General features: G+C 70.5%; 24 protein-coding genes. 8 read left to right on the top strand and 16 right to left on the bottom strand.

The annotated features are described in order from the left end of the window. Positions 1–208: 208 nt before the first annotated feature. From DI005_RS14685 to DI005_RS14670, 4 genes are all read right to left on the bottom strand, one after another. Positions 209–442 (bottom strand): hypothetical protein, encoded by a 234-nt coding sequence (locus DI005_RS14685; protein ID WP_112275059.1) that lies wholly within the window; start codon positions 440–442, stop codon positions 209–211. 45 nt (positions 443–487) lie between these two features. Next, a complete protein-coding gene (locus DI005_RS14680; protein ID WP_113642468.1) occupies positions 488–2287 on the bottom strand; it encodes a D-alanyl-D-alanine carboxypeptidase family protein in 1800 nt (599 codons plus the stop codon). Positions 2288–2369: 82 nt separating this feature from the next. Further along, on the bottom strand, positions 2370–3758 hold the full coding sequence (locus DI005_RS14675) for an NYN domain-containing protein (protein ID WP_112275056.1): 1389 nt from the start codon (positions 3756–3758) through the stop codon (positions 2370–2372). A gap of 36 nt (positions 3759–3794) precedes the next feature. Further along, positions 3795–4628, bottom strand: a complete 834-nt coding sequence (locus DI005_RS14670) for an endonuclease/exonuclease/phosphatase family protein (RefSeq protein WP_113642467.1) — start codon at positions 4626–4628, stop codon at positions 3795–3797. A gap of 114 nt (positions 4629–4742) precedes the next feature. On the opposite strand from DI005_RS14670, the gene DI005_RS14665 reads away from it, so the two are divergent. The 3 genes from DI005_RS14665 to DI005_RS14655 all read left to right on the top strand — a co-directional run bounded on the left by DI005_RS14665 (position 4743) and on the right by DI005_RS14655 (position 7653). Next, positions 4743–6434, top strand: coding sequence for a DEDD exonuclease domain-containing protein (locus DI005_RS14665; RefSeq protein WP_112275321.1), 1692 nt, complete (start codon positions 4743–4745; stop codon positions 6432–6434). Positions 6435–6496: 62 nt separating this feature from the next. Continuing rightward, positions 6497–7309 (top strand): hypothetical protein, encoded by an 813-nt coding sequence (locus DI005_RS14660; protein WP_113642465.1) that lies wholly within the window; start codon positions 6497–6499, stop codon positions 7307–7309. Between the two features lie 59 nt (positions 7310–7368). Then, positions 7369–7653, top strand: a complete 285-nt coding sequence (locus DI005_RS14655) for an Lrp/AsnC family transcriptional regulator (RefSeq protein ID WP_110342461.1) — start codon at positions 7369–7371, stop codon at positions 7651–7653. Positions 7654–7734: 81 nt separating this feature from the next. Here the strand turns inward: DI005_RS14655 and DI005_RS14650 are convergent, their stop codons facing one another. The 4 genes from DI005_RS14650 to DI005_RS14635 are packed head-to-tail and all read right to left on the bottom strand — an operon-like array spanning position 7735 to position 12052. Then, entirely contained in the window at positions 7735–9402 is a 1668-nt protein-coding gene (locus DI005_RS14650; RefSeq protein ID WP_112275053.1) for a cytochrome bc complex cytochrome b subunit, read from the bottom strand. Next, positions 9399–10547 (bottom strand): ubiquinol-cytochrome c reductase iron-sulfur subunit, encoded by a 1149-nt coding sequence (locus tag DI005_RS14645; RefSeq protein ID WP_113642463.1) that lies wholly within the window; start codon positions 10545–10547, stop codon positions 9399–9401. The genes DI005_RS14650 and DI005_RS14645 overlap by 4 nt, the downstream gene beginning before the upstream one ends. A gap of 4 nt (positions 10548–10551) precedes the next feature. Further along, the gene (locus tag DI005_RS14640; RefSeq protein ID WP_112275051.1) at positions 10552–11376 is read right to left on the bottom strand and encodes a c-type cytochrome; all 825 of its coding nucleotides are present in this window, start codon (positions 11374–11376) and stop codon (positions 10552–10554) included. 46 nt (positions 11377–11422) lie between these two features. Continuing rightward, positions 11423–12052: a heme-copper oxidase subunit III gene (locus tag DI005_RS14635; RefSeq protein ID WP_112275050.1), complete on the bottom strand. Its 630-nt coding sequence runs from the start codon at positions 12050–12052 to the stop codon at positions 11423–11425. A gap of 137 nt (positions 12053–12189) precedes the next feature. Here DI005_RS14635 and DI005_RS14630 point away from each other — a divergent pair, with 137 nt between their 5' ends. Both DI005_RS14630 and trpD read left to right on the top strand, forming a co-directional pair. Further along, the gene (locus DI005_RS14630) at positions 12190–12609 is read left to right on the top strand and encodes a hypothetical protein (protein WP_112275049.1); all 420 of its coding nucleotides are present in this window, start codon (positions 12190–12192) and stop codon (positions 12607–12609) included. Between the two features lie 5 nt (positions 12610–12614). Further along, entirely contained in the window at positions 12615–13652 is a 1038-nt protein-coding gene (gene trpD, locus DI005_RS14625; RefSeq protein ID WP_112275047.1) for an anthranilate phosphoribosyltransferase, read from the top strand. On the opposite strand, the gene DI005_RS14620 is transcribed toward trpD, so the two are convergent. Next, the gene (locus tag DI005_RS14620) at positions 13618–14601 is read right to left on the bottom strand and encodes a GlxA family transcriptional regulator (RefSeq protein WP_113642461.1); all 984 of its coding nucleotides are present in this window, start codon (positions 14599–14601) and stop codon (positions 13618–13620) included. The genes trpD and DI005_RS14620 overlap by 35 nt on opposite strands. Before the next feature lie 79 nt (positions 14602–14680). Between DI005_RS14620 and DI005_RS14615 the strand changes: the two genes are divergently transcribed. Beyond that, complete coding sequence (locus DI005_RS14615) at positions 14681–15571, top strand: DMT family transporter (RefSeq protein ID WP_233520138.1); 891 nt, start codon at positions 14681–14683, stop codon at positions 15569–15571. An 85-nt stretch (positions 15572–15656) separates the two neighbouring features. Here DI005_RS14615 and DI005_RS14610 read toward each other — a convergent pair whose 3' ends face one another. Together DI005_RS14610 and coxB are read right to left on the bottom strand one after the other, a co-directional pair. Beyond that, positions 15657–16076 carry a cytochrome c oxidase subunit 4 gene (locus DI005_RS14610; RefSeq protein ID WP_112275041.1) on the bottom strand — a complete coding sequence of 140 codons (420 nt, stop codon included), beginning with the start codon at positions 16074–16076 and terminating at the stop codon, positions 15657–15659. A 60-nt stretch (positions 16077–16136) separates the two neighbouring features. After that, positions 16137–17084: a cytochrome c oxidase subunit II gene (gene coxB, locus DI005_RS14605; RefSeq protein WP_112275039.1), complete on the bottom strand. Its 948-nt coding sequence runs from the start codon at positions 17082–17084 to the stop codon at positions 16137–16139. Positions 17085–17251: 167 nt separating this feature from the next. Between coxB and asnB the strand changes: the two genes are divergently transcribed. Further along, positions 17252–19180, top strand: a complete 1929-nt coding sequence (gene asnB, locus DI005_RS14600) for an asparagine synthase (glutamine-hydrolyzing) (protein WP_112275037.1) — start codon at positions 17252–17254, stop codon at positions 19178–19180. Positions 19181–19266: 86 nt separating this feature from the next. On the opposite strand, the gene DI005_RS14595 is transcribed toward asnB, so the two are convergent. The 5 genes from DI005_RS14595 to DI005_RS14575 all read right to left on the bottom strand — a co-directional run bounded on the left by DI005_RS14595 (position 19267) and on the right by DI005_RS14575 (position 24519). After that, positions 19267–20652, bottom strand: coding sequence for an FAD-binding oxidoreductase (locus DI005_RS14595; protein WP_113642460.1), 1386 nt, complete (start codon positions 20650–20652; stop codon positions 19267–19269). Between the two features lie 69 nt (positions 20653–20721). Continuing rightward, complete coding sequence (locus tag DI005_RS14590) at positions 20722–21750, bottom strand: ABC transporter substrate-binding protein (RefSeq protein WP_199542799.1); 1029 nt, start codon at positions 21748–21750, stop codon at positions 20722–20724. Beyond that, positions 21750–22604, bottom strand: coding sequence for an ABC transporter permease (locus DI005_RS14585; protein ID WP_112275031.1), 855 nt, complete (start codon positions 22602–22604; stop codon positions 21750–21752). The genes DI005_RS14590 and DI005_RS14585 overlap by 1 nt, the downstream gene beginning before the upstream one ends. Next, entirely contained in the window at positions 22561–23394 is an 834-nt protein-coding gene (locus tag DI005_RS14580) for an ABC transporter ATP-binding protein (RefSeq protein ID WP_113642458.1), read from the bottom strand. Before DI005_RS14580 ends, DI005_RS14585 begins: the two co-directional genes overlap by 44 nt. A 135-nt stretch (positions 23395–23529) precedes the next feature. Further along, positions 23530–24519, bottom strand: a complete 990-nt coding sequence (locus DI005_RS14575) for a carbohydrate kinase family protein (protein WP_112275027.1) — start codon at positions 24517–24519, stop codon at positions 23530–23532. A 92-nt stretch (positions 24520–24611) separates the two neighbouring features. Between DI005_RS14575 and DI005_RS38565 the strand changes: the two genes are divergently transcribed. Beyond that, entirely contained in the window at positions 24612–24776 is a 165-nt protein-coding gene (locus tag DI005_RS38565; protein ID WP_170200541.1) for a hypothetical protein, read from the top strand. Positions 24777–24816 lie beyond the last annotated feature (40 nt).

Below are 24816 nucleotides of genomic sequence, written 5' to 3'. Positions count from 1 at the left end.
GCCTGGCGCGAGATCTCGGCTAGGTTACGAAAGGTCGGTGCTCGCGTCCACCGGCGAGGTACCGAAAATCGCCAACCGGAGGCCCAGCCCCCATCGGACCAGCGCTTAGTCGCTCGGTGTGACAGATGCAACAAACGCGCCGCTGTATTCGCCTCGACCGTTCACCTGATCGGATGGACCGCTCAGCGCATCGGGTTTGCGCCAGTAATCAGCCCGCCCGGCGGTGTCGCTTGTGACCCCTCGGTCCCTCGGGCACGAGCCGCAGGCGGGGCACCATCCCGGCCTCCGCGAGCGCGTCCACCGCGCGCTGTTCCTCGGTGTCCCACTCGACCGACGGCGGCGCGCCCAGCAGCACGCTCACCACGCAGTCGGAGCAGGCGTCCCCACGGACCTGGCAACGGTCACAGTCGATGACCAGCGTGTTCTCGTCGAAGTAGTCCATGCCGCTGAAGGTAGGGACCACCACCGACAATTTCCGGACCGCACGCTACGGCGTGCCGACGAACTCCCAGTGCCACGGCTCCTCCCGGCCGCCGCCCTGCCGCGCCCAGCCCGGGTTGACCCAGCCGAACGCGCGGGCGTTCACCGCGAGCCAGCCGTACTGCGGCGTGCCGAACGACTCGGCGCCGCCACACAGGTCGACAGCGAGGCCCCAGCCGTGGTTGCTCGTCCCGGGAACGGCCGCGAGCGACGGTTTGCGGCGGTACAGATCCACCTGCGCGGAGAACGTCCGGTAGGAGTCGGTGAGGCACAGTGTCTCGCCGAACGTGGCCGCGTACGCCCGCGACATCGCCTGGAACGACTGCGCGGCGTCGCAGCGCAGCACGTGCGAGCCCACGCCGATGGGACACATCGCCGCACCGGGGATGAGCCCGTTGGGGTAGCCGCCCCACGCGCCCGCGGCCTCGTCGGCTCCGGCGGCGCCGGTCCGCCTCGGCGGCAGCTCCACGCCACCGCAGCGCCAGGTCAGCTCACCGTCCGCGCGTTGGGGGACGGCCCCGGCCGAGCGCTGCCCGAGCGCGGGCCGCACCACGCCCAGCAGGCTTTCTCCGGCCGGCCGGTCGGCCACGACGACACCGGCGAGGCGCGCGTCGGCGACGAGCATGGTCCGCTCGTCGAGCACGATGCCCACCGACTGCACGCCGTAGCGCGCGGGACCGACGAAGACGAGGTCGCCGGGCTGCGCGTCGGCGGCGGGCACCGGCCGTCCCCTGGCGAACTGCTCGGCGGCCGCGGGCGGAAGCGCGAGGCCCGCCTTCGTGAAGACGGAGCGCACCAGCCCGTCGCACGAGTAGGCCACCGGACCCTCGCCGCCCTCCCTCGGCACGTACGGCCTGCCCAGTGCCTCCACGGCGGCCGAAACGGCGTTGATCGTCTCCCGGGGCAGGACGAGCAGCCGCTGGCCGTTCACGCCGATCTGAGCGACCCCGGCCTGCGGCTTGCCGTCCTTGCCCGGCAACGCCCGCAGCCCGGCCGGCAGCAGCGCCGGGTCACGCAGCGTCGCGGCGGGTGGCGGCTCGATGCCCGCGGCGTCGAGCCTGCCGAGGTAGGCGCGCCAGCTCGCCGCGGTCTCGCTGTTGCGCTGCTGCTGCGCCCGCTGCTGCGCGACGACGGCCGCGTTCGCCGCGTCGATCGGGTCACGCAGCTCGGCCGAGACGGCGTCGGCACGGTTGGTCGCGTCGCCGCTGCGGCGCTCCAGCTCCGCCACGCTCTCGGCGGCGGCCCGTTCGTCGGCCTCGGCGGCCCGCTCGGCGGCGACGGCCTCACGCTGCCGCGTGAGCGCGCCGACCAGCCGCTGATCCTGCTCGACCCTCAGCCGGTTCAGCAGTGACGTGCCGCCGAGCAGCTCCTCGGGGCTGGCCGCGGTCACGAGCAGCCGGAACTCGTCGGCCCTGCCCATCGCCGTGAACACCGAGCGCGAGAACTGGTCGATCTCCTGCTGCTGCGCGGCCAGCGCCGCCTCGGCCCGCTCGCGTTGCGCCCTGGCCGTCGCGAGCCTCGAGGCCGCCTGGTCGACCTTCTGCTGTGCACCCTGGATCTGGCCGGAGAGCTGCCCGAGCTCGCGCTGCACCTGGCTCGCGGCACGCTGCAGGTCGGCCACCACCGGATCGGCGAAGGCCTCCCCCGGCCTCGGGTCGGGCACCGGGGAGCCCGGCGCGATCCCGGCCTCGACCCGCAGGTCACCGGGATCGGTCGGCGGGTGTGGCGGTTCCTGCGCCGCCGCCGGTACCGGGAGCAGCATCGACCCGGCCAGCACCATCGTGACCAGCAGCCCACCCACCCGCATTTCCGCGACCTCCGCACGCACCGACTCAGCAGTGACAACGATCCGTGCACAAGATCGTCACGCGCCCGTGCGCGAGGCTGAGCTAGACGCGGCCGAGCCGGGTGAGGAAGACCGCAGAGGGGACGGCGTGGGCGCCGTCCCCGCGCACCGACGTGACGACGGCCTGGTCGGACGTCACGACAATCATCGGCCTGCCACTCGGCTCGGTGGAGACGAGCGAGCGGATCACGTCGTCGGCGAGCACGCCGGGATCGGAGAACAACACCCGCACGCCACGCGGTGTGGTGGCGGGGATCGAGGTCACCCCGGCGCCGTCGAACACCACCGTCAGCTCGGCGCCGGTGCGGGCCGCCAGCGCGGAGAGCTGGCCGATCAGGCGGTTGCGCTGCTCGGCCAGTGTCAGATCGGGGTAGCCGGTCTTGGTGACGTTGTAGCCGTCCACGATCACGTGGACCTTGGGCAGGCTCAGCAGGCGGTCGAGGATCACGGGGTCGTGCACGCGGTCGCCGTCGCGCCGCCCGCTGCCGGCTCCGCGCACGGTGTCGGCCGGCCTGCGGCGGGTCTCACCGACGGACAGCTCACGGCGCAGGCCGTCGACGGCGCCGCCGAGCGTGTCGAGCAGCAGCGAAAGGCGCACCTCGTCGGCGTCCCTCGCCTCGCGCGCCGACTGCCGCGCGGTTTCTGCCTCGGCGAGCGCCCGTTCCGCCCGCGCCCGCTCCGTCGCGACGCGCTGCCGTTCCCGTTCCAGCTGGGCCGTGAGGCTCTCGATCTCGGCGCTGCGGCCGGAGCCCGCCCGCTCGGCCTCGGCTCTCGCCAGCTCGGCGGCGTCCTTGGCCTGCCGCAGCGCCACGCCCTGTTCACGGAGCCTGCCGCGCAGCTTCTCCAGCTCGGCCTCTCGCTCGCCCCTCGCCTCCTCGGTCGCGGCGCGGGCCTGCTCCAGCTCGCCGCGCACCCGCTCCAGCTCGGCCTCCAGGCGCCGTGCCCTGGCCAGTGCCGCGTCGCGTTCGGCCCGCAACGCGGTCTCCTCGGCGTTCTTGGCGACCAGGCGGATACGCGAGGTCGCACTGGACGTGCCGAGCAGCACGGCGGCCGCCGCGGCGGCGACGGAGTCCTCCGCGTTCGGATCGAGCGCGTCATAGCGGTGCTCGCGCAGCCACTCCAGCACGGCGGTGCGGAACCGGCTCGAGTCGCGCAGGCCGGTCAGGAGCGCGGTGCCACCGACCCTGGCCCGCTTGGCCGGGGCGAACCGCGCGACCGGCCGCAGCTGCCGAGGGACGTCGTCGGCGGGCAGCCTGCCGAGCGCCGAGGCCGCGAGCTCGGCGATGCGCTCGCGGATGGCCTCGGGCAGGCCGAGCCAGTCGAGCTCCTCGCCCTCGTCGTCAGTGCTGACGGGGGCCTCGCCGGGCACGCCGGCGGCCGGCCCGGGGAGGTCCCCCTCGGGCCGTTCGGAGTGCGCGGACGACGGCAGCATCCATCAAGCTTAATTTCCGGACCGCCGGACCGCGCCCTATGGGATCACCAGGCGAGCCGCCACCGGCAGGTGGTCCGAGGCCGCGGGCTCCGTGGCCAGCACCTTCGTCCACACCGGCCGCACGTCGGCCCCGGTGTAGACGTAGTCGATGCGCCGGTCGGGGTCCTCGGCAGGGTAGGTCGCGCCGTCGCCGCGCCCGGACACCGTCCACGCGTCGGTGAACGCAGCGTCGAGCGTGCGGATCTCCGGCGATCCGGGCAGCGCGTTGAGGTCGCCCACCAGCACCGAACGCGGCGTGCCGCCCGCCAGTTCCACGATCTCGCGGGTCTGCGCGGCGCGGTCGGTCTGCGAACTCGCGGCGAGGTGGGTGTTGTACACGTGCACGGGCACCCCACGGACGTCCAGCTCCGCGTGCAGCAGTCCGCGCTGCTCCTGGTTCGGCGAGCGCGAGAGGTACGTGTTCTCCCAGTCCGTGATCGGGTACCGGGACAGGATCGCCGTGCCGTACTGGATCCGGGGCCGGCCCGCCGCGGGCGGGTCACGGTCGATGTTGGCACCGAAGACCACGTGGTACCCGAGCAGCTCCGCGAGCTCGCCCGCCTGGTCTGCCCACTCGCTGCGCTCCGAGTAGTGCCGGTCGACCTCCTGCAGGCCCACGACGTCGGCCCGGCTGTTCTTGATCACCCGCGCGATGCGCTCGAGGTCGAGCACGTCGTCGGTGCCCTGCGCGTGGTGGATGTTGAACGAGAGCACGGTGAGCACCCGCGCCCCTTGCCCGCCCGCCGAGGCGGCGCCGTTCACCATCCCCAGCAGCATGCCCGTCACCAGCACGATCGTCAGTGCCCGCCGCAATGCCCGCAGCAATCGCATTCTCGCCTCCACGCGTCAGTCGGGGCGATCCTCGCGGGCGCGGGCGCACGCCCGGCGACGGGACGGTGAACCGGAGACGAAAGATTGTCGGTGGTCCTTCCTAGGGTGCCGATCATGCAGCTGACGTTCGACGAGCTCGGAACTCCCCTGCGAGACACCACGTTCGTCGTCGTCGACCTCGAGACCACGGGCGCGCCGCCGGGCCCGGAGGGGATCACCGAGATCGGGGCCGTCAAGGTGCGCGGCGGCGAGGTGCTCGGCGAGTTCGCCACGCTCGTCGACCCCAGGGCGCCCATCCCGCCGCAGATCGTCGCGCTCACCGGCATCACCACGGCGATGGTGCAGGCGGCGCCGCGCATCGAACGCGTGCTGCCCGCCTTCCTCGAGTTCGCCTCCGGCTCCGTGCTCGTGGCCCACAACTCGGGATTCGACGTCGGGTTCCTGAAGGCGGCGTGCCAGGGGCACGGCTACGCGTGGCCGCGCCCGCCGGTGGTGTGCACGCTGAAGCTCGCGCGCAGGGTCCTCTCCCCACAGGACACGCGCAGCTACCGGCTCGCCGCGCTCGCGACGCTGGTGGGCGCGCGGACCAAACCGACCCACCGCGCGCTCGACGACGCGCGGGCGACGGTCGACGTGCTGCACGCGCTCCTGGAGCGGGTCGGCTCGGTCGGCGTGCACTCGCTGGAGGAACTGCTCGACTACCTGCCGGACGTCACTCCCGCGCAGCGCCGCAAGCGGGGCATGGCCGCACATCTGCCCGAACGACCCGGGGTGTACCTCTTCCGCGGTCCCAGCGACGAGGTGCTGTACGTCGGCACCGCGGGCAACCTGCGCCGCCGCGTGCGGCAGTACTTCACCGGCTCCGACAGCAGGGGGCGGATCAGGGAGATGGTCGGGCTCGCCGAGCGTGTGGAGGGCATCGAGTGCTCACACGCGCTGGAGGCGCAGGTCCGGGAGCTGCGCCTGCTCGGCGCCCACCGCCCCGCCTACAACCGGAGGTCGAAGAACCCGCGCAACGCCTGGTGGGTGGTGCTCACCGACGAGGCGTTCCCCCGGTTGTCGGTGGTCCGGCAGGTGCGGGACGGCGCGCTCGGCCCGTTCAGCTCGCAGGCGCGCGCGAAGGTCGCCGCCGACGCGCTCGCGAGCGCCACGCGCCTGCGGACGTGCACCCAGCGGATCCCCGCGACCGGGGCGAGCGCCAAGCCGTGTGTGCTGGCCGAACTGGGCCGCTGCGGGGCTCCGTGCGCGGGCAGGCAGAGTGTCGCCGAGTACGCGCCGTCGGTGCGGCTCGTGACCGACCTCGTGGAGGGCACGGACAACACGGCGCTGCACGCGGCCCGCGAGCACGTCGACGCGCTCGCCGAGGCCGAGCACTTCGAGCAGGCTGCGCGCAGGCGCGACGAGCTGGTCACCCTGCTGCGCGGCGTCGAGCGACGCCACCGGCTCGCGGCGCTCGCGGCGATCCCCGAGCTGGTCGGCGCGGCTCCGGACGGCTCGGGCGGCTGGGAGTTCGCGGTGCTGCGGCACGGGCGGCTCGCCTCGGCCGGTGTCGCGCGCCGGGGCGTGCCGCCGATGCCCGTGGTCGAGGCGCTCGTGGCATCGGCGGAGACGGTGCTGCCGGGGCCGGGACCGCTCCGCGGCGCCGCGGCCGAGGAGGCGGGCGTGCTGCTGCGCTGGCTCACCCGGCCAGGGGTTCGGCTGGTGCGCACGGCGACACCATGGGCCGAGCCCGCGCACGGAGCCGGTGGCTGGCGCCCCTGGCTCGACCGCGCCGCCACGGCCAACGCGCTGGAGCACGTGGGCTGAGCGTTGACAGCAACCGGTCAACGCCGGCAGCACCGTCGGCGTCCGGGGCCACGCTGTCCGGCATGACGACGACACAGCAGCCGCAGGCGGGTCCGGTGAGCGAGCCCCGTTCGGTCCGCGTGGCGTTCTGGCTGTGGGTCACCGGACTGGTCCTGACGTTGCCGGTAGTGCTGCTGAGCCGGCTCGGTGCGCCCGAGGACGACTCGAACCCGGTGGGGAGCCTCATCCTGCTGGCACTCGTGGTGTGGGCGCTGCTGCGGTTCGCCGCAGGAAGGCCGCTCGCCAGGGCGGCGCTCAGCGGACTCGCCGGGTTCTTCGTACTGAGCACGGTGTTCGACGTGATCGTGCTGAGCTCGCTGCCCGAGGGCGATCCGCTGCTGACGGTCCTCGTCTGGGCCGGGGCGCTGCGAGCCGTCTTCCTCGTTGCGGCCGCGGTGCTGTCGTACTCAGATTCAGCGAGCGCCCACTTCGCCAGCGCGGCACCGCGTACCGCCCCCGCGGCCTCGCGCTCGGCGGTGGTCGCCTGGGGCGTGGCGATCGCGGCCGCGGCGGGCCAGCTGCTCGTCGCGTTCTCCGCCTTGCTGCCGAGCGGCGGCCTGACGTGGCCCGACTGGGCCGCCCTTGACGCCGACGACACCCTGCCGACCGCGCTGTGCCTCTGCCTGCTGCCCACGTGGTGCAGCGTGCTCTGGCAGTTCCGGCTCGGCAGCCGGTGGGCTCTGGTCACGCTCGTCGTGGTCGGCACGCTGGCAGGCATCGGCGAGGGTTACGTCCTCTTCTCCCTGGACGGCGTTCACCCGGTCCTCGCCGCGGTGTACCTGGCCGCGACCGTCGTGGCCCTCGCGCTGACGTTGCGGCGCCGCTCCAGGTCCTGAACCGCGCTCAGGGCTACGATCACGGCGGAGAAGCCCATGCCCTTGCGAGGAGGCCACCGTTGATCACCGCGATCGTCCTGATTCACGCCGCCGCGGACAGCATCCCCGAGACCGCACAGGCGATCGCGGACATCGAGGGGGTGGCGGAGGTGTACTCGTGCGCGGGCGACGTCGACCTCATCGCCATCGTCCGCGTGCCCACCCACGAGGGCCTCGCCGACCTGATCCCCACCAAGATCAGCAAGGTCTCCGGGGTGCTCGACACCGACACCCACATCGCCTTCCGCTCGTACTCGCGCGCCGACACCGAGTCGGCCTTCGACATCGGCATCGAAGCCGACTGACCCGAGCCCGCGAAAAAGCCCCCAAGGCCACCTTTGTTGCGTTGAGCGCAACAAAGGTGGCCTTGGGGGCTGTTGGCGAACCTAGTGCTCGCGGGTGCCCGCGCCGGCCTCTTCGGGCTGCGGGGCCTCCAGCTCGCGGTCGCTGGTCTGGCCGTTCCCGTGGGCCCTTGCGGCCTCGAGGGCCGCGGTCTCCTCCGCCGGGTCCGGCGAGAGCCAGCCGCCCGCGACCGGCTGACCCGCGGTGCCGAGCTTGTTCATCTTCTTCGGCACCGGCGCGCCCTGGTACTCCAGCTCCACCGGGTGACCGTGGTCGTCCACCGGGCCGAGCGGCTGGTGGATCTCGATGAACTCACCGTGCGGGAGCCGCTTGATGATGCCGGTCTCCACACCGTGTTCCAGCACCTCGCGGTCGGACCGCTGCAGGCCGAGACAGATCCGGTAGGTGATGTAGTACGCCAGCGGCGGTGCGATCAGCACCCCGATCCGGCCTGCCCACGTCGTCGCGTTCAGCGAGATGTCGAACGTGTACGCGATGATGTCGTTGAAGCCGGACATCTCGAGCACCATGAAGAACGTGATCGCCATGACGCCGAGGCTGGTCCTCACCGGTGCGTCACGCGGACGCTGCAGCAGGTTGTGGTGACCGGTGTCCTTGGACAGCTTCCGTTCGATGAACGGGTACGCGATCAGCACCGTGAACAGGATGCCCATACCGATCGCACCGGCGAAGAACACCGGCGGGACCGTGTAGTTGCCGATGTAGAGCTCCCACGCTGGCCAGATACGTAGGATGCCGTCCGCCCAGGCGAGATACCAGTCGGGTTGTGAACCCGCCGACACCTGTGACGGGTTGTACGGCCCCAGGTTCCACACGGCGTTGATCTGGAACAGACCCGACATGAGCGCGGTGAAGCCCGTGACCACCGCGAAGAACGCACCGGCCTTGACGGCGAACACCGGCATGATGCGCACGCCGACGACGTTGGTCTCCTTGCGGCGGACACCGGGGAACTGCGTGTGCTTCTGGTACCAGACCAGCGCGAGGTGCACCGCCACCAGTGCGAGCATGATGCCCGGGATGATCAGAATATGCAGCGCGTACATGCGCGGCACGATCACCGTGCCGGGGAACTCCCCGCCGAACAACGCCCAGTGCAGCCATGTCCCCGCGACGGGAACCGAGAGCACGATGCCGGAGAGGGTCGCGCGGATACCGGTACCGGAGAGCAGGTCGTCCGGGAGCGAGTAGCCGAAGAAGCCCTCGAACATGCCCAGGATGAGCAGCAGCGCGCCGATGACCCAGTTGGCCTCGCGCGGACGGCGGAACGCTCCGGTGAAGAACACCCGGAACATGTGCACCATCATCGCCGCGACGAAGATCAGCGCCGCCCAGTGGTGCACCTGCCGGATGAACAGGCCGCCCCTGACCTCGAACGAGATCTCGAGCGTGCTCTCGAACGCCCGGGACATCTCGATGCCCTGCAGGTTCTGGTACGGCCCGTTATAGACGACCTCCTCCATCGAGGGGTCGAAGAACAGCGTCAGGTACACCCCGGAGAGGATCAGGACGATGAAGCTGTAGAGCGCGATCTCCCCGAGCAGGAACGACCAGTGCGTCGGGAAGACCTTGTTCATCTGGTGCCGGAGGCCCTTGGCCGCCACGTAACGCCGGTCGGCGTTGTCGCCGGCGGCCGCGGCGTGCCGCTGGAGAGCGCTGGAGCCCTTGGTCGGCGTGGTGAGTGAGCTCATGACTTCCGCTCCCAGTAACCAGGTCCGATCGGCTCGATGAAGTCGTGCCGCGCGATCAGGTACCCATCACTGTGCACCGTGATGGGCAGTTGCGCCAGAGCGCGAGTAGCCGGACCGAAGACGGGCTTGGCGTACTGCAGTGCGTCGAACTGCGACTGGTGGCACGGGCAGAGGATCCGGTTGGTCCGCTGCTCGTACAGCGAGGTCGGGCATCCGACGTGGCTGCAGATCTTGGTGTAGGCGTAGTAGTCGCCGTAGTTGAAGTCCTCCTGGCCCTTGCGCTTGACGACCCTCGCGGCGTCGTCGGGGCGCAGGCGGATCAGCATCACGGGGTTGTCCGCGCGCTTGAGCGCGTGGACGAGCGCGTCGTGGTCGTCCCGCTCGGACTCCCGGAACGGGTACACCGTCTCGATGGCGCCCGCGTCGAGGTCCTCCGGGCGCACCAGGGAGACCTCGCCGAAGTCGCCGGTGTGGCGGCGCAGGTAGACGACCTCGCCGGGGAAGGAGGGCTTCCAGCCGGTGTGGGCCAGCGAGTCCTTGCCGTTCGCGTCCTTCCACGGGTTCTCGACGAACCCGGCGAGCGGCAGCGCCACGGTGCCGAGGCCCAGCACACCGGCGCCGAGGCCGGCGCTGCGCTTGATGAGCGAGCGCCGCGCGATGGTGCTGCGGTCCCCCGCGTCCGAGAGGTGGGCGACGAAGGTCTTGCGGTCGATCTCGGCGGAGCCCTCGCCCATGTTGTCGCTGCGCTGCTGCACGGCGAGCTCGGCGGGGATGAACTTCTTGCTGTAGAGCAGCACGCCGATCGCGAGCGCGAGCACCGAAACGCCCAGCGTGATGCCGAGCACCGGGGTGTACAGGCTGTACCAGAAGTACCCGTCCTGGTTCGCGGGCGGCTGGAACTCCCACGGCCACCAGATGAGGGCCGCGAAGAACCCCGCACCCGCGAGCGCCGAGATCAGGAACCACAGTGCGACGGCGCGCTCGGCGCGCTTCTCCGCCTTGGTGCCCTTGACCGGCCAGGGGTCCGGGTAGTTGACGATCTCGACGCCGTCCAGCTTGCCGCCCAGGCGAAGGAGCTCCTCCCGGCTCATCGCCGAGAGCTCTTCGTCGGTGGGACGGGGTTCTGGCCCGTTGCCGCTACTCATGCTTCTATGCCCTCGATCCGATCCACAGGGTCGCGCCGATCAGCGCGCCAATGCCCACGACCCATGCGATGACACCTTCCGAAGCCGGTCCGAAACCGCCCAGGCCGTTACCGCCGGGGCTGTTGCCCTCGTTGACCGACTTGACGTAGGCGACGATGTCCTGCTTCTCCTCCGGCGACAGCTGCCGGTCGGAGAACTTCGGCATGTTCTGCGGACCGGTGAGCATCGCGGTGTAGATCTGGTCCTCGTTGGCTGGCGCGAGCTCCGGTGCGTACTTGCCTGACGAGAGCGCGCCGCCCTGGCCGGTGAAGTTGTGGCAGGACGCGCAGTTGAGCCGGAACAGCTCGCCACCGCGAGCCGGATCGGAACCGCGCAGGGCCTCGCCGGTCTCCGCGGGCCGCTCGGGGCCGCCGCCGTGCGCCTGGATGTAGGCGCCGAGCGCGTCGATCTCCTCCGGCGTCAGCTTGGCGGGCTTGCGGGCGGCCTGCGCCTCCTGACGGACCATCGGCATCCGGCCGGTGGACGTCTGGAAGTACACGGCCGCGTCGCCGATGCCGATGAGGCTCGGGCCCTTGTCCTCGACACCCTCGAGGTTCGCGCCGTGGCACGAGATGCAGGTGTTGTTGTAGATCTGCTCGCCCTTGCGCAGCAGCGCGGGGTCGACCTGCGCCTGCGCCGTCTGCGGCTGCGGGGCGAACACGGCGTAGAGGGCGCCCGCCCCGATCAGCGCGATACCGAGCGCGAGCAGGCCGGCCATCCGCCGACGGAACTTCGTGCGGCGCCCCGCACGCCGCCTCGGGGCGGTGGCGGAGTCTTTGCTGGTGGTCATCTTCTGCGGCAACCCTTGCTGTCAGTTCGGCCGATTGTGCTGGTGGTCAGGGGATGATGTAGATCACCGCGAACAGGCCGATCCACACGATGTCGACGAAGTGCCAGTAGTACGAGACGACGATCGCCGAGGTCGCCTGCGCCGGCGTGAACTTGCTCAGCCGGGTCCGGATCAGGAGGTAGACGAACGCGATCAGACCGCCGATGACGTGGAGTCCGTGGAACCCGGTGGTCATGTAGAAGACGGTGCCGTAGGCGCCGGACGGGATGGTCACGCCCTCGCTGATCAGCGTGACGTACTCACCGGCCTGGCCTGCCACGAACACCGTGCCCATGATCAGCGTGATCAGGTACCAGCGGCGCAGGCCGAAGACGTCACCCCGCTCCGCGGCGAACACGCCGAGCTGGCAGGTGAACGACGACGCCACGAGGATGATCGTGAACGGCAGCGCGTACGGGATGTCCAGATGGATCGGCTCGCCGGTCTCCGGATTGAGTGGCGGCCAGTGCCCTGTGTCGTTCTGGGCCTTGACCGTGAAGAACATCGCGAACAGCCCAGCGAAGAACATGAGCTCGCTGGACAGCCAAACGATGGTGCCGACGCTGACCATGTTCGGCCTGTTCAGCGAGTGCACCCGCTGGCTGATGGTGGGAGCTGCCGTTGTCACGAGTCGCATTATGTCTCCCCGTGGCCCGGCGCCGCAGAGCGGGTCCTACGGAGAGTCGTGGAACACTCTCCGGCCCTCTGGGTTGACACGGGCCCGGACCGATAGCATCAGGGCCGATCCACCATCGAGGCGCGGAGGACGTGACCATGGCCGAGCAGGCAGCGCAGCCACTGAGGATCCTGGTTTTCAGCCACCGGCCCGAGGTACGGGAGTCGATCATCAACGCCGTGGGCCGCAGGCCCGCCACCGATCTCGCCAAGGTCCGCTACGTGGAGGCCTCAGGCGTCGCCGACGTGCTCACCGAGATGGACTCGGGCGAGATCGACCTCGCCATCCTGGACGGCGAGGCGCAGCCGACCGGCGGCATCGGCCTGACCCGCCAGCTCAAGAACGAGATCGACGACTGCCCGCCCATCGTGGTCGCGGTCCGGCGCAAGGACGACCGATGGCTCGCCACCTGGTCGCAGGCGGACGCCGTGCTCGTGCATCCGCTCGACCCGCTGACCGCTGCCGAGACCGTCGCCGACGTGCTGCGTTCGCGACGGGTTCCCGTCGTACGCGGCTGATCCGCATGGGCGAGACGCACACCTGGCCCTCCGTGCTGGGCAGGCTCATCGACGGGACGGACCTCTCCGAGGCCGACACCGAGTGGGCCATGGACCAGATCATGTCCGGCGCCGCCACTCCGGCGCAGATCGGCGGCTTCGCCGTCGCGCTGCGCGCCAAGGGCGAGACGGCCGCCGAGATCTCGGGCATGGCGCGCGCGATGCTGTCCTACGCCCACCGCGTCGAGCTGGCCGACCGGGCGGTGGACATCGTCGGCACCGGCGGTGACCGCTCCGGCTCGGTGAACATCTCCACCATGACCTCGCTGGTGGTCGCGGCCGCCGGCGCGCCGGTGGTCAAGCACGGCAACCGCGCGGCCTCCTCGAAGTCCGGGGCCGCCGACGTGCTGGAGGCGCTCGGCGTGCGCATCGAGTCCACGCCGGGGGATGTCCGGCGCTCGGTCGAGTCGCTCGGCATCGGGTTCTGCTTCGCGCCCGCGTTCCACCCCGCGTTCCGCCACACGGGCGGGCCGCGCAGGGAGCTGGGCGTGCCGACGATCTTCAACCTGCTCGGACCGCTGACCAACCCGGCTCAGCCCTCGTCCGCGCTCATCGGCTGCGCCTACGCGGACAAGGCGCCCGTGCTGGCCGAGGTGTTCGCCCGGCGGGGCGCCAGCGTGCTGGTGGTGCGGGGTGACGATGGTCTCGATGAGATCACCACCACGACCACGAGCACGGCGTGGGTGGTCTCGGGGGGCGCCGTCCGCCAGGAGTCGATCGACCCGGCCGTGCTCGGGATCGCGAAGGCGACGGCCGAGGACCTGCGCGGCGGGGATGCGGCCGTGAACGCCGAGGTCGTACGCGAGCTGGTCGGCGGAAAGCAGGGCCCGGTGCGGGACGCGGTGCTGCTCAACGCGGCCGGCGCCCTCGCCGCTTTCGCGGGCCTATCCGGCGATCTGACGGCCGATCTGAAGGCCGGCCTCGGCCGGGCCGCGGAGACGATCGACTCCGGCGCCGCGGCGAACCTGCTCACGCGCTGGGTGGAGTTGTCGAAGGCGCCCTGAACGCCCTGCGATAGACGCTCGGCGACGTGCCCCGCAGGCGCGTGAACTGGTGCCGCAGCGCCGCCGCCGAGGCGTAGCCACAGGCGACGGCGATCTCCTCGACCGAGAGCCCACCGTTCTCCAGCAGTCCCTGTGCCCGGTCGAGCCTGCGCTCGGTGAGCCAGCGATGCGGCGTGGTGCCGGTCGCGGCGGCGAACCGGCGCAGGAACGACCGCTGGCCGAGCCCGGTGCGCCTGGCCAGTTCGGCGACCGTCACCGGCTGGTCCAGCCTGCGTTCGATCCATTCGAGCACCTCGGCGAGCACCGCGTCGTCGGAGGCCTTGGCCTCGGGCACGGGCGCCTCGACGAACTGGGCCTGCCCGCCGGGGCGGTGCGGCGAGGCGACCATCCGGCGGGCCAGCGCGGTCGCCGCGGCCAGCCCGCGCACCTTGCGCACGAGGTGCAGGCACAGGTCCACCGCCGCCACGGTGCCCGCGCTGGTGAACACGCCCCGGTCCTCGGCGTACAGCGCGGTCGCGTCGATCTTGGCCGTGGGGAATCTCTCAGTGAACTCGCGCTCGTAGACCCAGTGGACGGTGCAGTCCCGGTCGTCGAGCAGGCCCGCGTAGCCCAGTGCGAACACGCCCGCGCAGAACCCGGCCACCCAGGCGCCCCGCTCGGGTGCGGCGCGCAGGACGTCGAGCACGGCGTCCGGCGGCGGGCTCGTGCGGGGCGCGCACGTGGGCACCACCAGCAGGTCGGCGTCGGCCGCGCGCTCCAGCGGAGACAGCGCGCCGAGCTCGAAGCCCGACCAGCTGCGCACGGGTTCGCCACCAGGCGAGCAGACCGCGAAGTCCCAACCCGGCATGCCCGACGCCGAGCGGTCGGTGCCGAACACCTCACACGCCACGCCGAGCTCGAAGGGCGACACCTCGCCGGCGACCACCACCGCGACCTTCTCCACACCCATCCAGGCAGTGTCACAAGTTTTGCGGTCCATGTCATCTCTGCCACTCGTCGTGACGTCGCCGCCGGTCGAGGCTGGGGGCATGACAACGACGACAACCCCCGCCCCCGCGACGGAAGCCCTGGACCGGGCGGCCCTGCTTCGGTGGACAACGGCCATGGCCCTGTCCGGCACGATCGGCGCGGTCGTGCTGGAGAGCGGCGCGCAGGCGCCCGCGGTGGCCTTCGCGCGCTGCCTCGTCGGCGGCGTGCTGCTCGCGATCTGGTGCGCCGCACGAGGCTGGCTGCGCCCCGCGGCGTTGAGCAGAAGGGACCTCGGTCTGGCAGCGCTCGGCGGCGTGCTGCTGGTGGGCAACTGGGTGCTGCTGTTCGCCTCGTACGCGCTGTCGTCGATCTCGGTCAGCACGGTCGTCTACCACACCCAGCCACTGCTGCTGGTGGGGCTGGCTGCGGTGCTGCTGCGCGAGAAGGTCACCCGCAGCCACCTCGCGAGGGCCGCCGTCGCGTTCGGCGGTGTGGTGTTGATCTCACTCGGCGCACAGGGCACGGACGGGCGGCCGGTGAACGCGGGCGGGGTCGCGCTCGCGCTGGGCGCCGCGGTGCTCTACGCCGGAGCGTCGCTGATCGCCAAGCAGCTCAGCCACGTGCGGCCGCACCTGCTCGCCGCGATCCAGCTGGGCGTCGGCACGGTGCTGCTGGCCCCGGCACTGGCGTTCACCCCCCTGCCGGCCGATCCGAGGGGCCTGCTGTGGCTCGCGCTGCTCGGCGCCGTGCACACGGCGGTGATGTACGTGCTGATGTACAGCAGCATCGGCAAGCTGCCGACCACGACCGTGGCCCTGCTGTCCTACGTCTACCCCGTGGTGGCCGTGGTCGTGGACGTGCTCGCCTACGACCACCGCGTGAGCGTCACCGAGGGCGCCGGAATGCTGGCCGTACTGGTGGCAGCGATGGCACCCACCAGGAAGCGTTGAATCCACAGGCAAGCGCAGTGAAGGCCACCATGCCTGCGTTCAACGCAGGCATGGTGGCCTTCACTGCAGTAATGCGGGAGGAGCCTCAGTGGTGGCTCGGGCCGGTGTGGTACTCGAAGACCAGGCCGCCGACGGCGATCAGCAGGGCGATGATCGCCAGGACCAGCAGCCAGATCTGGAAGAACGCGAGCGCCACACCGCCGAGCGCCGCACAGGCGGCGAGCGCCACGGGCCAGTAGCTGCCGGGGCTGAAGAAGCCCAGCTCACCGGCGCCGTCGGCGATCTCGGCCTCCTCGCGGTCCTCGGGCCTCGGCTCGATGCGCCGCGACACGAAACGGAAGTAGCTGCCCACGAGCAATGCCAGCGCGCCGGTGAGGATCAGCGCGACCGTGCCGATCGGCTCCACGCCGTCGTTGGTCATGTAGCCGGTCATCACCGCGTAGACGATCGCTACGAGGAAAGCGAAGACCGTGACGATGTCGAAAATCCGGGCTTCGACCTTCATTGCCGTGTCCTTACTGGTTCGCTGGGACTACTTCGCGGGAGTTGCTGCCGTCTCGCGGGCTCAGCCGGTGGCGGTCCGCAGCGTGCGGTCGGTGGAGAACGGCTTGGTCGTGGTCGCGGTCGGGCTGCACACCTCGCCGCAACCCTCACTCTGCAGGACGGCGAGCGCCTCCGCAGCGGTGTTCGGCTGGCCGGACTCCTCGTTGACCTGAGTACGCAGCTCGATGTAGCGGTCGTACTTGTCCGGCGACAGCGCCCGCACCTCGAAGTTCATCATCGCGTGGTAGGTGCCGCACAGCTCGGCGCAGCGGCCGACGAAGGCACCCTCTCGGTCGATGGTGTTCTGGAAGACGTTGTCCTGGTTGTTCTTCTCCGGGTACGGCATGACGTCCCGCTTGAAGTTGAACTCGGGAACCCAGAAGGAGTGGATGACGTCGGTCGACCGCAGGTTGTACTGGATCGTCCGGTCCGTCGGCAGCACCAGCAGCGGGATCTCGGTCGAGCTGCCGACCGTGGAAATGCGCTGGCCGTTCTGGGTCTCGGGCTCCTCCGGGTAGGCGAACTCCCAGTTCCACTGGAACGCGATGACGTCGACGGTCACGTCGGGGTCCGGCTCTTTCGCCAGCACCTTGCTCTCGGTGGTGGCGGTGAAGAAGAACAGCACGCAGACCATGACCACGGGCACGACGACGCAGAACAGCTCGAGCGGCACGTTGTACTGGAACTGCCGGGGCAGCGCCTCGACGGTGCCCTTCTTCTTCCGGTGGAAGGCCACGGTCCAGAAGATCAGGCCCCACACGATCACACCGACGGCGAGAGCCGCGATGACGGACCACGTCCACAGGGTGCGCATGCGGTCGGCCTCAGGCGTGACGCCTTCCGGCCACCCGAACCGCAGTACCTCTTCGCCGGAACACCCGGTCGCCAAGATGGCGACAAGCCCGGCGAGCGCGGCAACCTTGGCGACCTTGCCCCGTCGTTTGCCCCGGGTGCGCTCTGGAACGCCCACTCCGCGATGCCTCCTCGCCCGATCACTCTGACGCACCGGACTTTAGCCGAGATAGCCGAGCTCGCCGCCCAAGGGGTGTCCGCGACCCGCCCGGCCGTGGCCTGCGCCTCCCCCGGCATACTGGCGACTTCGAACGCTGCGACGAGCAAAAAGGTGTGTGAAGACACGTGTGCGGCCTGCTTGGACTGGTTTGTGCCAGCGAGAACGACGCGGTGAACGCCAGGCCGTCGGTCGGCCAGGCCCTGCGTTGCCAGCGGCATCGCGGCCCCGACGAGACGGACACGTGGGCCGACGGCGAGGTCGTCTACGGCTTCAACCGGCTCGCCATCATCGACGTCGAGCACTCCCACCAGCCCCTGACCTGGGGACCTCCGGAGAACCCGCAGCGGTACACGATCAACTTCAACGGTGAGATCTACAACTACCTCGAGCTGCGTGAGGAGCTCGCCGCCGAGCACGGTGCGAAGTTCGCCACAGAGGGCGACACGGAGGCCATCGTCGCGGCCTACCACCACCTCGGACCCGCCGCGGTGGGCCGGCTGCGCGGGATGTTCGCGTTTCTGATCTGGGACTCCGAGCGCAAGGTCGTCTTCGGCGCCCGTGACCCGTTCGGCATCAAGCCTCTCTACTACTCGGCGGGCCCCGGTGGGGTCGCGTTCGCCAGCGAGAAGAAGAGCCTGCTGGAGCTCTCCGGCACGCTCGGCGTCGCCGAGGAGCTGGACCGCACGGCCCTGCAGCACTACCTCGTGTTGCAGTACGTGCCGGAGCCGGAGTCGCTGCACAGCGGCATCCGCCGCATCGAGTCGGGCACGTCGTTCACGGTCGAGCCGGGCGGCGAGCTGAAGACCGAGCGGTACTTCTCCCCCGAGTTCATCGCCAAGCCGGTGTCGGGCGCGGCCCCGGTCGCGGCGCTGCACGAGGAGATCGCCGAGGTCATGCGCGACTCGGTGGCCAAGCACATGCGTGCCGACGTCACGGTGGGAGCTTTCCTCTCCGGCGGGATCGACTCCACGGCGATCGCCGCCCTGGCCAAGGAGCACAACCCGGACCTGATCACGTTCACCACCGGGTTCGAGCGCGAGGGCTACTCGGAAGTCGACGTCGCGGCCGAGTCCGCCGCGGCGATCGGTGTCGAGCACGTGGTCAGGACCGTGTCCGCCGACGAGATGATGGACACACTTCCGCTGATCGTCTGGTACCTCGACGACCCGGTGGCCGACCCGGCGCTGGTGCCGCTGTGGTTCATCGCGCGCGAGGCGCGCAAGCGCGTGAAGGTCGTGCTCTCCGGTGAGGGCTCCGACGAGCTGTTCGGCGGGTACACGATCTACCGCGAGCCGCTGTCGCTGGCGCCGTTCGAGAAGGTCCCGGGCGGCGTGCGCAAGCTGCTCGGCAAGGTCTCGGCCCGGATCCCGGAGGGCACGCGGGGCAAGGACCTGCTGCGGCGCGGCGCGCTGACGCTGGAGGAGCGCTACTACGGCAACGCGCGGATCTTCCGCGACGACCAGCTGCGGGGCGTGCTGAGGACGTTCCAGGAGGGCGTCGGGCACGGAGACGTCACGGCGCCCTGGTACGACCTCTCGCGCGGCTGGGACCCGGTGGCGCGCATGCAGCACGTCGACCTCTTCACGTGGCTGCGCGGCGACATCCTCGTCAAGGCCGACAAGGTGACGATGGCCAACTCGCTGGAGCTGCGGGTGCCGTTCCTCGACGCCGAGGTGTTCCGGGTGGCGTCGTCGATCCCGCTCGACCAGAAGATCACCAGGGAGACCACGAAGTTCGCCCTGCGCAGGGCGCTCGATGGCATCGTGCCCGCACACGTGCTCAACCGCCGCAAGCTCGGCTTCCCGGTGCCGATTCGCGTCTGGCTGCGCGACGAGATGTACGACTGGGCCCGCGGCGTGATCTCCGACTCCCAGACCGACGAGCTGCTCGACAAGCGCGCGGTGCTGGCGATGCTCGACGAGCACAAGGCGGGCACGCTCGACCACAGCAGGCGGCTGTGGGCGCTACTGGTGTTCATGCTCTGGCACGGCATCTTCATCGAGAACCGCATCAAGCCAGAGGTCCCGGAACCCCAGTACCCGGTGAAGCTCTGAGGCTCCGCGTATCGGCCCGACTGCAGTGAAGGCCACCATCACTGCGTTGAACGCAGTGATGGTGGCCTTCACTGCAGAGGAGCGGGTCAGCGGGCCGCCGGGTGGACGTTGTGCCAGCGGTTGAAGACGTTCTCCGGGTCGAAGTCGGCCTTGATGCGGGCGAGCTCCCGGTAGTTGTCCTCGCCGTAGCCGGCCACGACGCGGTCGGCGCCCTCGTCCCCGATGAAGTTGAGGTAGACGTCCCCGCTCGACCAGGGCCGCATGTCGGCGCGCACGTTGCGGGCCCACGCGATCACCCGGTCGTCGTCGGCGGGGTCCTCCCACAGGCCAAGCGGGTGCACCGCCCACGGAGTGGCCCGGTTGAAGCCCGGCCAGTCCCGGCCGTGCGTCACCGCGCCGCCCCACGGCAGCAGCGCGTACTGCGAGGCGGACGGCACGACCATGTCGTACGCGCGCTCGCAGAAGCGCTCCAGCGCCTCGTCGGGCAGCTCCCGCAGGTGCTCGTCGGTCCAGTAGTTCCGGAAGCCCGGCGGGTCGTCGAGCATGCACTGCAGGTCGGCATACGGGATGTCGGTGATCACCTGGCCGTGCGGCGCGGCGGCGAGCAGTGGCGCGGCGAACTCCCGAAGGGCGGGCTCGGCTCCGCAGTACGTCACGAGCACGCCACACGACAGGTGCCCGACCAGATGCGGCGGCACGAACTCCTCAGGCGGTCCGGTGAGATACAGCAGCCCTCCGCCTGCCTCGTCCGGTGCGTTGTGCATGAGGTCGCGGTAGATCCCGGCGATCGAGCGACCCTGGTCTGCGGGCCACAGCAGCAGTGCGATCGAGAACTCGGGGAGCCGGTGCAGCCGGAAGGTCAGCGACGTCGCGACGCCGAAGTTGCCGCCCGCGCCGTGCAGCGCCCAGAACAGGTCCGGGTTCTCCCGCTCGTTCGCGGTCACCTCTCGGCCGTCGGCGGTCACGAGGTCCACCGAGAGCAGATTGTCGCAGGCGAGGCCGTACTTGCGCTCGATCCAGCCGGACCCGCCGCCCAGCGTCAGGCCCGCGACGCCGGTGGTGGACACGCGCCCTCCGGTCGTGGCGAGCCCGTACGGCTGGGTCGCCCGGTCGAACTCGCCCCAGCTGGTTCCGCCGCCGACCGTCACGGTGGCCCGCTCGGAGTCCACCGTGACGTCGTTCATCGGCCGCGTGTCGATCACCAGCCCGCCGTCGACGAGGCAGGCGCCCGCGACGCTGTGCCCGCCGCTGCGCACCGCGATATCGAGCCGGTTGCTCCGCGCGAACGCCAGGGCCGCCTTGACGTCGTCGGCGTCGGCACAGCGGGCGATCAGCTGGGGCCGCGCGACGATCATCGCGTTGAAGATGCTCCGCACATCCTCGTAGTCGCCGTCACTGGGTGTGACCACCCGGCCGCTGAAGTGCGTCCGCAGGTCGTCCACGGACGCGGGTTCGAGCAGGTTACCGGTCATGACTTCCTCCTAGCGTCTATCAGAGGCCAGTCGCGCCGTCCTGCCGACCGTTACGCGCGGTGAAAAGAATCAGCCTGACTTCTCCGGGAGGTAGTCGTTGGAATAGGTGCCGGACACGTCGACGTTCGCCCGCTCGATCTCCGGGATGAACTGGGCCAGCACGGAGCGCACGGCCTCGGCGCCGTCGGGCTGGATCGTGCCGTCCTTCGAGTAGGCCTCCTTGACCTTGCCGATCGCCTCGACGTAGACCTCGCGGTTGCCCTGCGCGTACTCCTCGGGCATCTCGGCGGCGATCTCCTCGGCTGAGTGCTGGTCGATCCACTCGAGCGTGCGCACGATGGCCTTGGCGAGCTTGCGCGCGTTGTCGCCGTTGTTCTCCAGCCACTGCCCGGTGGAGTACAGCACCGCCGCCGGGTAGGTGGCGACGCCGAAGTCCTCCTGCACGCCCTCGGCGGTGCGCGTGTCGGTGAGGATCTTGACCTTGTCGACGCCCGCGCGCTGCTGCAGCAGGGAGAACGCCGGGTCGAGCATCACCGCGGCGTCGACGCGGCCCTGCTCCATAGCCGCGACGGCGCTGGAGTCACCACCCACCGCCTGCACGGTCGCCGCGTCCGACGGCAGCCCTTCCTTGTTCAGCAGGTACTTGAGGAAGAAGTCCGTCGACGAGCCGGGCGCGGTCACGCCGACGTTCGCGCCGGCGAGGTCGGCGATCGAGTTGATCGGCTTGCTCGCCTTCGGTGACACCGCGAGCACGAGCGACGGGTAGCGCAGCATCGTGACGAACGAGCGCACCTCGCGGTCCTTGGCCGCCATCTGGATCGTGTGGTCGTAGTAGCCGCTGACCACGTCGACGCTGCCGCCCTGCAGTGCCTGCAGCGCCTTGGACCCGCCCTGCAGGTCCTCCAGGGTGACCTTCAGGCCCTCGGCCTCGTAGTAGCCGAGCCGCTGCGCCAGCGTCGTGGGCAGGTACACCAGGAGCGGCTGGCCGCCGACGCCGATGGTGACCTGCCCGCCTTCGGCCCGCTCCCCCGGTTTGGCCTGGCACGCGCTGAGCACCAGCGCGAGCGCGAGCACCGGGGCGAGGATCCGCTTGATCATCATTGACCTCCAGCGATGTGGTTGGCCTGCACCGGCTTCCAGCGCAGCAGGTAGCGCTCGACGCGGTTGACGGCGACATCGACCACGAGCACCACTGCGGAGAGCACGACCATGCCGGTGAAGACACCCGTGGTGTCGAACGTTCCCTCCGCCTGCGAGATCAGGTAGCCGACGCCCTTGGAGGAGCCGAGGTACTCGCCGACGACGGCGCCGACGATCGCGAAGCCGACGCTGATGTGCAGGCTGGAGAAGATCCAGGTGAGCGCGCTCGGCAGGAGCACGTGGCGGACCAGCTGGCCCTCCTTCGCGCCGAGCATCCGCGCGTTGTCGACCACGACCCGGTCGACCTCGCGCACGCCCTGGTAGGTGTTGAAGAAGACGATGAAGAACACCAAGGTCACGCCGAAGGCCACTTTGGACCAGATGCCGAGGCCGAACCACAGCAGGAAGATCGGCGCGAGCACCACCCTCGGCAGGGCGTTGAGCATCTTGATGTAGGGGTCGAACACGGCCGCGATGAACTCGACCCTCGCGAGCAGGAACCCGATCACGAGGCCGAGCACGCCGCCGATCACCAGTGCCAGCGCGGCCTCGACGAGGGTCACCCGCAGGTGCTCCCAGATCGAACCGGTGGCGAACCAGTCGACGGCGCGGGACAGGATGTCGCTGGGCTTGGAGAAGAAGAACTCGTCGATGATCCCGTTGCGGGAGCACAGCTCCCAGCCGAGCACCACCACCACGGCGAGCGCGATCTGGGTGATCAGGACCGCGGGCCTGCGTTTGCGGCCGCGTCTGCGCTTCGCCGGGGCGTCAGCGCTCGGCGCCGACGGCGTCGCCTTCGCTGGTGCGCTCATAGGTCTTCATCACCTCGTCTCGCAGGTCCGACCAGATGGCCCGGTAGATCTCGGTGAACTCGGGGCTGGTCCTGATGTCGAGCAGGTTGCGCGGGCGCGGCAGGTCCACCGCGTAGGTGCCGACGACGCGGCTGGCGGGTCCCGCGGAGAGCAGCACGACCTCGTCGGAGAGCGAGACCGCCTCGTCGAGGTCGTGGGTGACGAACAGGACGGTCTTCTCGCTGCCGGTCCACAGCGTCAGCAGCTCGTTCTCCATCACCTGGCGGGTCTGGACGTCGAGCGCGCCGAACGGCTCGTCCATCAGCAGCATCTCGGGGTCGCCGATCCAGCTCTGCGCCACGGCGGTGCGCTTGCGCATGCCGCCGGAGAGCTGGTGCGGGTAGGCGTCCTCGAACCCGGCGAGCCCGACCCTGGTGATCCAGTCCCTGGCGAGGTCGGCGCGCTCGCTCTTGCTCACGCCGCGCAGCTGGAGTCCGAAGGCCACGTTGTCCAGCACGGTCTTCCACGGCAGGAGCCCGTCCTGCTGGAACATGTAGCCGGCCTTGCGGTTGAGCCCTCGCAGCGGCTCCCCGTCGACGAGCACCTGGCCCGCCGCCGGGGTCAGCAGCCCGGCGACCGCGTTGAGCACCGTGGATTTCCCGCACCCGGTGGGTCCGACCACGGAGACGAAGCGGCCCTTCCCGACGCTGAGATCCACGTCGGACACCGCGGTGTAGTCGGCGCCCTTGGCCCGGTAGGCCATCGTGACGCCACGTAGCTCGATCGCGGTGGCGACTCCGTCGTCACCCATGTTTGTCTGTTCCTCCTCACGGCACATCGCTCACGATGTGGCACGAAATTCGCGACGCGATGCGCACACTAAGCGGGAGGTGACTGGGACAACAACTGTCATCCCATGGGGTGAGAAAGAAACCGGCCGGACGGGTCAGGCGGGCAGCACGGCGCCGATCTCGTCGGCCGCCTCGGCGCCGTAGGCTTCGGCGAGGCGGGCGAGCGCCGTCTCGCGGTCGAACAGCCACTCCTGGGTGCCGATGGTCTCCAGCACGAGCACGGCCACCAGCGAGCCGAGCTGCGCGGACCGTTCGAGGCCGAGGTCGAAGTGCCTGCCTGCGAGGAAGCCGGCGCGGAAGGCGTCGCCGACGCCCGTCGGGTCGACCTTCGCGGTCTCGGGCACGGCGCCCACCTGCAGCGACGTGCCGTCGGCGCCGACGATCTCGACGCCCTTCGCGCCGAGCGTGGTCACGCGCATACCGACGCGGGAGAGCACGTCCTCCTCTGTCCAGCCCGTCTTCTGCAGCAGCAGTTCCCATTCGTAGTCATTGCTGAAGAGGCAGCTCGCGCCCGCGACGAACGAGCGGACCTGCGCACCGTCCATCCTGGCCAGCTGCTGCGAGGGGTCGACGGCGAAGGTGTAGCCGCGCTGCCTGCACTCGGCGGCGTGGCGGAGCATTCCCTCGGGGTCGTCGGGGCTGATCAGCACCAGACTCAGCCCGCCCGCGCGCTCGGCGACGGGCGCCAGCTCGATGTTGCGGGCCTCGGCCATCGCTCCCGCGTAGAACGTGGCGATCTGGCAGAGGTCCTCGTCGGTGGTGCAGACGAAGCGCGCGGTGTGGGCGATCTCGGAGACGTGCACGCCGGAGGTGTCGACGCCGTGCCGTTCCAGCCACGCACGGTAGTCGGCGAAGTCGTCGCCGACGGCGCCAACGAGCACGGGCTCGACGCCGAGGACACCGAGCCCGAAGGCGATGTTGGCGCCGATGCCACCGCGGCGGACCACGAGGTCGTCGGCGAGGAAGCTCAGCGAGATCCGGTGCAGCTGCTCGGGCACGAGCTGCTCGGCGAACCGGCCCGGAAAGTGCATGAGGTGGTCCGTCGCGATGCTGCCCGAAACGGCGATCCGCGCCTTCACTGCCACCGGTCCTCCAGTCGGGTAACGGTTCGATCGAAACGCGAGACTACCGAGAGGTAAGGGTGTCGCGCACGGGCCGTAGCGCCTACGTTGCTCATGTGAGCACCGCCACCGAACCGGAGACCCTGGCCGAGCTGATCGCAGACTGCGCGGAGATCCCGAGGCCGGAGGTGCCCAGGCACGAACAGGTGGCCGCCGCCGCCCCGTGGAAGGTCGACGACGCCTGCCACGCGCGGGTCGCCGACCTCGACGAGTACGTCTGACCCCCCGGTCCCCACGGGCCCGGGTACGCACAGGGGCCGC

This window comes from Prauserella sp. PE36 (genome assembly GCF_003311655.1).
GTDB classification, from domain to species: domain Bacteria; phylum Actinomycetota; class Actinomycetes; order Mycobacteriales; family Pseudonocardiaceae; genus Prauserella_A; species Prauserella_A endophytica.
Note: the sequence above shows the minus strand (reverse complement) of the source record. Positions and strands in the feature narration are given on the sequence as shown.

Bases quoted from the DNA above. Each gene is read 5' to 3' on its own strand.
- DI005_RS14685 (WP_112275059.1), bottom strand. From the start codon at position 442: ATGGACTACTTCGACGAGAACACGCTGGTCATCGACTGTGACCGTTGC.
- DI005_RS14680 (WP_113642468.1), bottom strand. From the start codon at position 2,287: ATGCGGGTGGGTGGGCTGCTGGTCACGATGGTGCTGGCCGGGTCGATG.
- DI005_RS14675 (WP_112275056.1), bottom strand. From the start codon at position 3,758: ATGCTGCCGTCGTCCGCGCACTCCGAACGGCCCGAGGGGGACCTCCCC.
- DI005_RS14670 (WP_113642467.1), bottom strand. From the start codon at position 4,628: ATGCGATTGCTGCGGGCATTGCGGCGGGCACTGACGATCGTGCTGGTG.
- DI005_RS14665 (WP_112275321.1), top strand. From the start codon at position 4,743: ATGCAGCTGACGTTCGACGAGCTCGGAACTCCCCTGCGAGACACCACG.
- DI005_RS14660 (WP_113642465.1), top strand. From the start codon at position 6,497: ATGACGACGACACAGCAGCCGCAGGCGGGTCCGGTGAGCGAGCCCCGT.
- DI005_RS14650 (WP_112275053.1), bottom strand. From the start codon at position 9,402: ATGAGCTCACTCACCACGCCGACCAAGGGCTCCAGCGCTCTCCAGCGG.
- DI005_RS14645 (WP_113642463.1), bottom strand. From the start codon at position 10,547: ATGAGTAGCGGCAACGGGCCAGAACCCCGTCCCACCGACGAAGAGCTC.
- DI005_RS14640 (WP_112275051.1), bottom strand. From the start codon at position 11,376: ATGACCACCAGCAAAGACTCCGCCACCGCCCCGAGGCGGCGTGCGGGG.
- DI005_RS14635 (WP_112275050.1), bottom strand. From the start codon at position 12,052: ATGCGACTCGTGACAACGGCAGCTCCCACCATCAGCCAGCGGGTGCAC.
- DI005_RS14630 (WP_112275049.1), top strand. From the start codon at position 12,190: ATGGCCGAGCAGGCAGCGCAGCCACTGAGGATCCTGGTTTTCAGCCAC.
- trpD (WP_112275047.1), top strand. From the start codon at position 12,615: ATGGGCGAGACGCACACCTGGCCCTCCGTGCTGGGCAGGCTCATCGAC.
- DI005_RS14620 (WP_113642461.1), bottom strand. From the start codon at position 14,601: ATGGGTGTGGAGAAGGTCGCGGTGGTGGTCGCCGGCGAGGTGTCGCCC.
- DI005_RS14615 (WP_233520138.1), top strand. From the start codon at position 14,681: ATGACAACGACGACAACCCCCGCCCCCGCGACGGAAGCCCTGGACCGG.
- DI005_RS14610 (WP_112275041.1), bottom strand. From the start codon at position 16,076: ATGAAGGTCGAAGCCCGGATTTTCGACATCGTCACGGTCTTCGCTTTC.
- DI005_RS14595 (WP_113642460.1), bottom strand. From the start codon at position 20,652: ATGACCGGTAACCTGCTCGAACCCGCGTCCGTGGACGACCTGCGGACG.
- DI005_RS14590 (WP_199542799.1), bottom strand. From the start codon at position 21,750: ATGATCAAGCGGATCCTCGCCCCGGTGCTCGCGCTCGCGCTGGTGCTC.
- DI005_RS14585 (WP_112275031.1), bottom strand. From the start codon at position 22,604: ATGAGCGCACCAGCGAAGGCGACGCCGTCGGCGCCGAGCGCTGACGCC.
- DI005_RS14580 (WP_113642458.1), bottom strand. From the start codon at position 23,394: ATGGGTGACGACGGAGTCGCCACCGCGATCGAGCTACGTGGCGTCACG.